This is a genomic window from Pseudomonas sp. NPDC088890 (assembly GCF_044900155.1).
Classification (GTDB): Bacteria; Pseudomonadota; Gammaproteobacteria; order Pseudomonadales; family Pseudomonadaceae; genus Aquipseudomonas; species Aquipseudomonas urmiensis.
In genome coordinates, this window is the sequence record NZ_JBJDNG010000003.1 from 276,488 (window position 1) to 286,826 (window position 10,339).

At 62.0% G+C, this 10,339-nt stretch carries 7 protein-coding genes; 3 read left to right on the plus strand and 4 right to left on the minus strand.

Going from position 1 to position 10,339, the window contains the following annotated elements:
• Positions 1-52: 52 nt before the first annotated feature.
• A complete protein-coding gene (speB, locus tag ACI2JX_RS09075; protein ID WP_186557495.1) occupies positions 53-1,003 on the minus strand; it encodes an agmatinase in 951 nt (316 codons plus the stop codon).
• A gap of 226 nt (positions 1,004-1,229) precedes the next feature.
• On the opposite strand from speB, the gene ACI2JX_RS09080 reads away from it, so the two are divergent.
• From ACI2JX_RS09080 to ACI2JX_RS09090, 3 genes are all read left to right on the plus strand, one after another.
• Positions 1,230-2,123, plus strand: coding sequence for a LysR family transcriptional regulator (locus ACI2JX_RS09080; RefSeq protein WP_186557496.1), 894 nt, complete (start codon positions 1,230-1,232; stop codon positions 2,121-2,123).
• A 139-nt stretch (positions 2,124-2,262) separates the two neighbouring features.
• On the plus strand, positions 2,263-3,828 hold the full coding sequence (locus tag ACI2JX_RS09085; protein ID WP_404689931.1) for a methyl-accepting chemotaxis protein: 1,566 nt from the start codon (positions 2,263-2,265) through the stop codon (positions 3,826-3,828).
• A gap of 79 nt (positions 3,829-3,907) precedes the next feature.
• Positions 3,908-4,510, plus strand: coding sequence for a tRNA-uridine aminocarboxypropyltransferase (locus tag ACI2JX_RS09090; RefSeq protein ID WP_404689932.1), 603 nt, complete (start codon positions 3,908-3,910; stop codon positions 4,508-4,510).
• Positions 4,511-5,003: 493 nt separating this feature from the next.
• Here ACI2JX_RS09090 and ACI2JX_RS09095 read toward each other — a convergent pair whose 3' ends face one another.
• From ACI2JX_RS09095 to ACI2JX_RS09105, 3 genes are all read right to left on the minus strand, one after another.
• On the minus strand, positions 5,004-6,350 hold the full coding sequence (locus ACI2JX_RS09095) for an HlyD family type I secretion periplasmic adaptor subunit (RefSeq protein WP_404689933.1): 1,347 nt from the start codon (positions 6,348-6,350) through the stop codon (positions 5,004-5,006).
• A 21-nt stretch (positions 6,351-6,371) separates the two neighbouring features.
• Positions 6,372-8,507: a type I secretion system permease/ATPase gene (locus tag ACI2JX_RS09100; RefSeq protein WP_404690012.1), complete on the minus strand. Its 2,136-nt coding sequence runs from the start codon at positions 8,505-8,507 to the stop codon at positions 6,372-6,374.
• A gap of 73 nt (positions 8,508-8,580) precedes the next feature.
• On the minus strand, positions 8,581-9,954 hold the full coding sequence (locus ACI2JX_RS09105; RefSeq protein ID WP_264237096.1) for a TolC family outer membrane protein: 1,374 nt from the start codon (positions 9,952-9,954) through the stop codon (positions 8,581-8,583).
• Between the last annotated feature and the right edge of the window lie 385 nt (positions 9,955-10,339).

Consider the following 10,339-nt stretch of genomic DNA (forward strand, 5'->3'; position numbering starts at 1 on the left):
GGGCAAGCCCGCTCCCGGGTAAACCGCTCATCTTGCTCCAGTCGCTGACACGTCAGCGACGTACGACACCTGGCAGTACGCAGAGCATCTCGAACAGCAGGTTGGCGCCGAGCAACGAGGTGTTGCCGGTGGTGTCATATGGCGGCGAAACCTCGACCAGGTCGCAGCCAATCAGGTCCAGGCCATGGCAGCCACGGATGATCTCCATCGCCTGGATGGTGGTCAGGCCACCGATTTCCGGGGTGCCAGTGCCAGGGGCCCAGGCCGGGTCGATGCCGTCGATGTCGAACGACAGGTACACCGGGCCACCACCTACTTTCTCGCGCACTTCAGCCATCAATGGCTCCAGCGACTTGTGCCAGCACTCTTCGGCCTGAACCACACGGAAACCCTGGCGACGGCTCCAGTTGAAGTCGTCGGCGGTATAGCCCTGGGCGCGCAGGCCGATCTGCACCACGCGATCGCAATCGAGCAGGCCTTCTTCCACTGCGCGGCGGAAGGTGGTGCCGTGGGCGATCTTCTCGCCGAACATGTGATCGTTGACGTCAGCGTGGGCATCGATGTGCACCAGGCCGATCTTGCCGTGCTTTTTATGCAGGGCGCGCAGGATCGGCAGGGTGATGGTGTGGTCGCCACCGAGGGTCAGCGGGATGACATTATGCTCGACAATGTTGTCGTAGGCTTCTTCGATGATGCGCACGGCGTCGAGCAGGTTGAAGGTATTGATCGCCACATCGCCAATATCGGCGATCGACAGCGAGTCGAAGGGCGCGGCACCGGTGGCCATGTTGTAGGGGCGGATCATGACCGACTCGGCGCGGATCTGCCGGGGGCCGAAGCGGGTGCCCGAGCGCAGCGAGGTGCCGATATCCAGGGGCACGCCGACGAACGCGGCATCCAGGCCTTCGGCGCTTTGCAGGTGGGGCAGGCGAAGCATGGTGGCGATGCCGCCGAAACGCGGCATTTCGTTGCCGCCCAGTGGTTGGTGAAGAGTCTTGTCCACGGTGGGCCTCATCAGTCGGTCGATTGTTATGTTTGTTCGAACCTGTTCCGCGGCGCGCCTGGCTGGCGCGAGCGTGCCGGCGGGCAGGGACATTTCGGCCAAGTCTGCGCAAGGTAGTGCGCGGAAAGAATCGCTACCGGCAAATACTTAGTTCAGGAATTTCTGAACTAATAACCCTGGCTCGGGTTAGACTTTGGCCATTTCCAGCCTGCGGAACCGCTGCACCATGGCCTCGACCCTGCCCGATCTGAAACTGCTACGCATCTTCGTCAGCGTGGTACGCCACCAGGGGTTCGCCAATGCCCAGCGCGAGCTGAACCTGTCGACCTCGGCGATCAGCACCTACATGAGCCAGCTCGAGAGTTCCTTGGGCATCGTCCTTTGCCACCGCGGGCGCGGAGGCTTCAGCCTGACCAGCAAGGGTGAGCTGTTTCATCAGGAGACCTTGCGTCTGCTCGCGGAAATGGACGGTTTCGAGCAATACGCGGCAGCGCTCAAAGGCGAGCTGCGCGGGACCCTCAACCTGGGGGTGATCGACTCAACTGTCGGCGATCGCGCCTTGCCCCTGGCCGAGGCCATTGGCGCCTATAGCCAGGAGCATCCGGCGGTGCATCTGCACTTGTCGGTCTCCAGCCCCTACGAACTGCAACTGGGCGTGCAGGACAACCGTCTGGACCTGGCCATCGGTGCCTTCTCTTCGCGCATGAGTGGCCTGGTCTATCAGCCGTTGTATCGCGAACAGCACTGGCTGTATTGCAGTAGCCGGCACCCATTGTTCGTTGAACGGCGCATTCCCGAACCGGTGGTGACCCAACAGCGCATGGTCGGCCGGGGTTACTGGAGCCAGGCCGAGCTGGCCCGGCATGGCTTCAAGCACAGCGCGGCAACCGTTGAAAGCATGGAAGCGCAGCTGATCCTGATTCTCTCCGGCGCCTACATCGGCTATTTACCTGAGCATTACGCCCAGGCCTGGGTCGATAAAGGGGATCTCCGGGTACTATCGCCGGCTACCTTCGGTTATCAGGCACCCTTCTCGCTGATCATCCGCCGGGGGCGCAGCCGTGAGCCATTGATCCAGACCTTCCGTGACCTGCTCAAAAGCCAGCTCAATGTTGGCTAGACAATACCGCATTTAGGACATTCCGTCTGACAGGGATAATTTCCTACAAAAAGTTGACCGCTTCCATGCTGGCGCTCTGCTAAACCTCTACTTGCTTTGATGAAAATTCCCATCATCTACACAAGCAAGGACTGCCCCGATGCGCATGAATTTGCCCGTCACCGAGCATGAAAGAACCTTCTCCAGCGAGCAGCGGCTGATTTCCACCACCGACCTCAACAGCCGCATTACCTATTGCAATGACGCATTCGTGGCGATCAGCGGTTTCACCTACGACGAATTGGTCGGGCAGACCCACAACCTGGTGCGTCACCCGGACATGCCGCCGTCAGTTTTCGGTCATATGTGGGAAACCATCAAACAGGGCAAACCGTGGATGGGAGTGGTCAAGAACCGCTCCAAGAACGGCGACTTCTATTGGGTTAGCGCCTATGTCACGGCGATCTATGAAAACGGCCGGATCAGCGGCTACGAATCGGTGCGCTCGGTGCCTAGTCGTGAGCAGATCCACCGTGCCGAGGCGCTTTATGCACGCCTGCGTAACGGTCGCAGTGCAGTTTCCTGGGCGGCGCGATTAGGCCATGGGTTGGGCCAGGGCTGGCCGCTGATCGGCGCGGGGCTGGTGTCGGCGGCCGGCTACCTGTGGCTGCAGCCCTATGCCGCGCTGGCGGTGCTGATGGCCAGCCAATTGTGCGCTTGGTATTTGATCGAGCATCGGCACAATCGGGCCATCCAGCGCACCCTCGATGAGCATTCCAAGGCCTTCACCAGCCCTCTCGTGGCCTTGACCTACAGTGATAATCCCGGTTTGCATGGCCAGTTGGACCTGGCCATCATCAGCGAAGAAGCGCGTTTGCAGACAGCGCTGACTCGCCTGGTCGATGCCGGCGTCGGGGTCAAGTCGCGCGCTGCGCAGTCGGCGGACCTGTCGGATGCCCAGGCGCAGATGCTCGATCGCCAGCGCAGCGAGACCGATCAGTCGGCCACCGCCATTGCGCAAATGGCCGCGACCATCCAGCAAGTCACTCACAACGTGCAAAGCACCGCCCATGCGGCCAGCGACGCCGATCAGCTGGCTCAGCAAGGCAGCGACCTGGCGCAGCAGAGCTTGCAGGCGATGGGCAGCATGAGCGAGGCGGTCAACGACATCGGCCAGGCCGTGAATGCCTTGGCCGAGCAGACCCAGTCGATTGGCAGCGTGGTCGATGTGATCACCTCGATTGCCGAGCAGACCAACCTGCTGGCGCTCAATGCCGCGATCGAGGCGGCGCGGGCGGGCGAGCAGGGTCGCGGGTTTGCCGTGGTCGCCGATGAGGTGCGCTCGTTGGCGCAGCGCACCCGGGCCTCCACCGATGAGATCCACCACATCATTGCCAGCCTGCGCGCGGGGGCTGAGCGCGCGGTGTCCACTGCCAATCGCGGCGAGCAGATCTCGCGCGACAGCGTGCACAGTGTCGAGGCGGTGCGTGAGGCATTGTCGGGCATTGCCCAGGCGGTCAGCCGTATCACCGGCATGAGCCAGCAGATGGCGACAGCTTCGGAGCAGCAAAGCCATGTGGCCGAGGACATCAATCAGCAGATAACCCGCATCGCGCACTTGTGCGACCAGAGTGCGGGGCAGGCCAAGCAGGGGGCTGAAATCAGCCAGGACCTTGAGCGCATGGCCGAATATCTGCACAGCCTGGCTGAACGTTTCAACCGATAGCGCGTGATCGTCTCTCCCACAGGGATGTGGGCTTTTTTTCGGGTGGCTGTGGCAAAATTGCCTGAGCCAGGAGAACCCGATGTCCAGACCCCGCTGCGAACGCTGCCTGCGTGCGCAAGATCATTGTCTTTGCCCGTTGATTCCCCATCTTCAGAGCCGTACTCGCGTGGTGGTGTTGCAGCACCCGAGTGAGCGTTTGCATGCCCTCAATACCGCCCGTTTGGCAACCCTGGGGTTAGTCAATGCCGAGTTGCGGGTGGGCGAAGTGTTTGCCGATCTTGATCAGTTATTGGCGACGCCCGGGTATCGGCCGGTGCTGTTGTTTCCGGGGGAGCAGGCACAGGCCTTGGTGGGGTATGCGCAGGAGGGATGTGAATTGCCCTTTATGCTGATTGTGCCGGATGGGACGTGGCGTAAGGCGCGTAAGCTTTTGTACCTCAATCCGTTGTTAGGGGAATTGCCGCGGGTGACGCTGGGGCAGGTTTTGCCTTCGCGGTATCGTTTGCGCAAGGCGCCCGAGGCAGGGGCTCTGTCTACGTTGGAGGCGGTGGTGCAGGGGCTGAATGTGTTGGAGGCGCCACTGTGTTTTGATCAGGTGTTGCGGCCGTTTGAGGCGTTGATCGAGGGGCAGATCAGGGCTATGGGGCGGGAGACGTTCGAGCGTAATCATGGAGGGCGGTGAGGTTCTGGATTTCTTGATTTCTGAGTTTTGCGCATCTCGCGCCTTCGGCTTCGCCGAAGGGTGCTGCGCACCTGGCCCTTTAGGCACCTCAGCTCAGCCTCCTGAAGTCGCGAATCTACGTCGCCTGACCCTGCGCGCATCAAGATCAAGATCAAGAGCAGGCTAATCGCTGCGCTCTCGCCGAAGCCAAGGCCAAGGTTTGAATTGTCCTTTTGTATTGTTTGTTCCGGCCTCTTCGCGGGCAAGCCCGCTCCCACAGGTACCGCGTCGTTCTTCCTGCTGGCGGTGAGCCTGTAGAAGCGGGCTTGCCCGCGAAGAGGCCGGAATATCCACCACACCTGCCAAAGACACCGCACCGCTCTTGCGGCTGGCGCTGACTCCGTGGGAGCGGGCTTGCCCCGCGATGGCGTCCGACTATCCAACACACCACTATCGGCCGATAAAGCCAACCCAGGCGCCGCCACTCACACCCACTTCGCGACTTCAGAACCCTTCAACGCTCCCTCATAGCCTCAGTCCGCGCCTTGAGCACCGGCTTCAACAGATAATCCAACACACTCTTCTGCCCAGTGATGATGTCCACCGTCGCCACCATCCCGGGGATGATCAGCAACGGCTTGTTGTCCCCGCCCAGATGATTCTTGTCCGTACGCACCTGGATCAGATAAAACGCATTGCCCTTGTCATCGGTAACCGTGTCCGCGCCAATCAGCTCAAGCTTGGCCTTCAGCCCGCCATAGATGGTGTAGTCATAGGCACTGAATTTGACCATCGCCGTCTGCCCCGGATGCAGGAACGCGACATCCTGCGGGCGCACCTTGGCTTCGATCAGCAGGTTATCCTCGATCGGCACGACCTCCACCAGATCGCTGCCCGGCTGCACCACGCCACCTATGGTATTGACCTTCAGGAGCTTGACGATCCCGCGTACCGGCGACACCACCGTTGTGCGGTTGACCCGGTCATCGATGGCGATGCTGGTCGCAGCAATCTTCGACAGCTCCGTGCGTTTATCATTGAGCTCCTTGGCCGCCTCGGAGCGGAAGGTCGCATCCGCCTCCTGGATCTTGCTCTTGATCTCCGCCACCGCTGCCTCGGCACGTGGGATGGCCAAGCTGGTGGCATTGAGCTGGCCGCGGGCTTCGACTGTGCGCTGTTTAAGGCGCAGGATTTCCACCGGGGAAATCGCCCCAGTGCCCACCAGCGGCGAGGACATGTTCAGCTCCTGCTGGAGCAAGCCCAGGGCAGAGCGGTACTGGTCGACCTTGGAGCGGAACTCGGCAAGCTCCTGGGTCTTCTGCCGCAGTTGCTCATTGAGCGTCTGCTTCTCGCTGGCCAGGCGCCGCTGGCGCGATTGATACAAGGCGGTTTCATCCTCGGCGACTTGTGGCGCTTTGGCGCGCACTTCGTCCGACAGCCCGAACGGGCGGCCTTCAGCCTCCGCCGACAAGCGCTCGACCTGCGCCGTCAATGCATAGCGATCGGCCTCGCTTTCACCCTTGTTGGAGCGAAAACGGGTGTCGTCCAGGCGCAGCAGCGTCGCGCCTTTATCGACCATCTGGCCCTCGCGGACGAAGATCTCGGTGACGATGCCGCCTTCCAGGTTCTGGATCACCTGCACCTTGCTCGAGGGAATGGCCTTGCCTTCGCCGACTGTGACCTCATCGAGCACGGCGAAGCTGGCCCAGGTCAGCGCCACCAATAGCAGCGCGGCGGCCAGCCATACGGTCAGGCGTGACAGGCGCGGCGCGTCCTGCAAGGTGGCGCCGGCAAGCTCCGGCATGTAGTCGCGCTCGGCGCTCTTGCCGGTGCCCTGCAAATAGCTGCGCATGATGGACATGGACCTACTCCTCGAAGACGTCTACAGGGCCGCGCCGATGCGACCTTTGCGCAGGGCGTCGATGACCGCATCCTTCGGTCCGTCGGCGACGATCTTGCCGTTGTCCAACACCAGTAGCCGGTCCACCAGGCTGAGCATCGAGGTGCGGTGGGTGACCAGCAGCACGGTTTTGCCCGGCACCCATTGCAGCAGGCGCTGGCGCAGTTGCTCTTCGCCGCTGTTGTCCATGTGGCTGGTCGGCTCGTCGAGGATCAGGATCGGCGGCTCCAGCAGCAGAGCCCTGGCCAGCAGTACCGCCTGGCGTTGGCCGCCAGAGAGCAGTTGGCCGCGCTCACCCACTGGCCGGTCGAACCCTTGCGGATGTTGCCGGGCCAGTTCGCTGACGCCCGTCAGCTCGGCGACTTCCAGCATGCGCGCGTCGCTGACATGCCGCGCGCCGAGGGTCAGGTTATCGCGCAGGCTGCCAGCCAGCAGCGGCAGGTCGTGGGCGACATAGCCAATCTGGCTGCGCAGGTCGGCGATGTCCAGCTGACGCAGGTCGAGGTTGTCCAGTAATACCTGGCCTTCGTCCGGGTGATGAAAGCCCATCAACAATCGCCCCAGGGTGCTCTTGCCCGAGCCGCTGCGGCCGATGATGCCGATGCGCTCGCCCGGTTGCACGGTCAGGTTGACGTCGTTGAGGGCGGCGGCGGTTTGCCCGGGGTAGCGGAAGGTCACATGGCTGACGGCGATGCCGCCCTGGAGCGTGGTGTGTTCCAACGCCTGCTGGTCCAGCTGGCGTTCCTGCGGCAGGGCCATCAGCGCGTCGGTGCTGCGCATGGTCAGCTGGGCTTGCTGATAGCGAGTGATCAGCCCGGCGATCTGCCCCAGCGGCGCCAACACCCGGCTGCCGAGCATATAGCTGGCGACCAGGGCGCCGACGCTGAGATTGCCGGCAATGATGCTGTAGACCCCCGCAACGATGGTCGCCATGCCGCAGAACTGCTGGATGAACAGGGTGCCGTTACTGGCCAGCGAAGACAGGTTGCGCGCGTGTGCATCGAGCCGGGCGATGGCGCCGTTGGTGTGCTCCCAGTGGTACTGGCGCTCGCTCTCGGCGCCGCAGGCCTTGAGGGTTTCCAGGCCGCCGAGGGTCTCGATCAGCAGGGCCTGGCGTACCGCGCCCAGGCTCAGGCTTTTCTCCACCGTGTCGCGCAGGCGGATCTGGATGAACAGGGCAAAGCCCACTGCCAGCGGAAACGCCACCAACGGAATCACTACCAGCCAGCCACCGAGCAGGCCGATCACCACTAGCATCAGCGCCACGAACGGCAGGTCGATGATGCTGGTCAGGGTCACCGCCGTGAGGAATTCACGCAGGCCCTGGAAGTCGTGAATGCTCTGGGCAAAGCCGCCGATGGTCGCTGGGCGGGCTTTCATCGACATGCCGGTGATGCGTTCGAACAGAGTGGCGGAGAGGATTAGGTCGGTCTTCTTGCCGGCCTGGTCGAGCAGGTGGGCGCGGACCATGCGCAGGACCATTTCAAATGCAGTGCCGATGAACAAGCCGGCGACCAGCACCCAGAGGGTCGAGATAGCCTGGTTGGGTACCACCCGATCGTACGTCTGCATGACGAACAGCGGTACCATCAGGCCCAGCAGGTTGATCAGCAGGCTGGCTAGCAACGCATCACTGTACAACCAGCGTGAATGGCGCAAGGTGTCGCGGAACCAGGCATCGACTCGTGGCATCAGCGGCGTGCGTAGGTTTTCCAAGGTATGCCGCGGCCGGGCAAACAGGGCCTGGCCGCAGTAGACCTGCTCCAGCACCTGGCGCTCGACCCATTGCTCGCCGCCTTCAGCTTCACAGGGCAGGATCAGCGCTCGGCCATCCTCGCCCCAGCGCTGCAGCACAGCGCTGCGGCCATCGTTGAGCAACAGCAGGACGGGCAAGTTCAGCGCCGAGATCGCCGACAGTTCGCGCGTCAGCACGCGCGCCTGCAAGCCGGCGCGGGCGGCGGCCCGTGGTAGCAGCTCCTGGCCCAGGCGCTGCTCGGCCAGGGGCAGGCCGCTGCACAGGCTGGCGCGGCTGGCCGGGCAGCCATGCAGTTTGCACAGGATCAGCAGGCCATCGAGCAGCGGATCATCAACGTCCAGACGCGGCTGGGGTGTTTGCATACTGGTCACGATGGCCTACTCCTGCCGCATTTGGAGGGGGTACGGCTCCGTCCGAACGTAGCTCCCTGTACGCCTAACGCATCTCGGGCAACCTGGCCTCACTGCGTACTTCGCTCTTGGCAATGGCTTCGGGGGGCAGCGAGATGCGCTGCTTGCTCAGCAGTTCACCCATGGTCGCCAGCACCCGGTACATCGAATACTCCTCGGTGTAGCGCACTTCGGTGTAGCGCCGGTTGGCGTTGTACAGCTCGTTCTCGCTGTCCAGCACATCGAGCAGGGTGCGTTGGCCCAGGCCGAATTGGTCCTGGTAGGCCGCCCGCACGCGCTGGGTGGTCTCGGCGTATTCGCGGGCGGTAGGGGTTTGCTTGCGCGCATTGTTCATGGCGTTCCACGACAGGCTGAGGTTTTCGTTCAGCTCGCGCAGGGCATTGTTGCGGATGTCCAGGGCCTGGTTGATCTTGTGCGCGTCGGACTGCAGGCGAGCCTTGTCGCTGCCGCCACGGAACAGGTTGTAGCTCAGCTCGACGCCAGCCTGCCAGTCATTGTTGCTGTGGCCGCGCTCACCGCCCAGGTTGTTGTTGGCGCCGGTGGCCAGCACTGCGTCCAGGCGTGGATAGAAGGGGGACTTGGCCACTTCGTACTGTTGCTCGGCAGCATTCACGTCGGCCTGGGCAGAACGCAGGTAGGGGTTGTTCTCTTGCATGCCGCGGCGTGCGTCCTCCAGGTTGGCAGGCATTTCCACCTTGATCGTGGAGGGCGTTTCCAGCTCGTCGGGAACGCGGCCGACCACGCTGTAGAAGTTGGCCTCGGCGTCGGCCAGATCGACTTCGGCGGTATCCAGGTTGTTTTCTGCCAGGGCACGACGGGCGCGGGACTGATCGAGGTCAGCGGTGCTGCCGACGCCACGCTCGCTGCGCAGACCGATCTGGTCGTTGACGCGCAGGTGGGCTTGCAGGTTGTTCTTGGCCAGCGTCACCAGCTCGCGACGCTTGAGCACTTCCAGGTACACCTCGATGGTGCGCAAGGCGATGTCCTGGGCGACTGCCTGGGTGTAGTAGGCGCGCGAATTGGCCACCGCCTCAGTGCGTCCAACTTCGTTGGCGGTGTTGAAGCCGTCGAAGATCATCTGGCGCAGGCGCAGCTCCGACTGGGTGTAGTTCAGCGTCTCCTTGTTGTGGTTACGCGTACCGTCAGGATTGAGCCCGCGGGTGTTGAGGTTGTCGGAGCGCTGGCGGCCGTAGCCGGCGACCAGGTCAACGCTTGGGTAAAACCCCCCACGGGCAAATTTCACATCTTCATCGGCAGACAGGCGACTGTTGCGATAAGAGCTGATTTCCGGGTGATGGTCCACGGCGTTCTGAACAGCTTCGTTAAGCGACATCGCCTGAACGTTGGCGCACGCCGCAGCCAACAGGATTGCACTGGTGATGGGGGTAAGAACGCGCATGGGGTACATCTCCCTGGTCTCTAAATGTGTCCTGCGTTCGTCAATAAAATGACGAAATATAGTGAGCAAACCGTCTCAGGTTTGTTACAACAGAGCTAAGAACATTTAGCGGGCGAGCTAAGAAGATTTTTTCATAATGGATATGCGAAAAAAAACTTATGCGGTCTAAGGATTACGGGACATTGTTCTTATCAGATGGTCCGGAATACGCGCTGAAAACAGCAGATTTGGGCCATCGTGAAAGGTTCCAGAATTTTTGCAGCTAAGCGAAATGGAAAAGGGGATCAAGGCGGTATTTGGCGACAAAAAATTGTCGCGCAATGATGGCAAAGGTTCATCATTGCTATCGCCTCGCGTGTCACCTGAGAGCTCCAATCTCATGGTT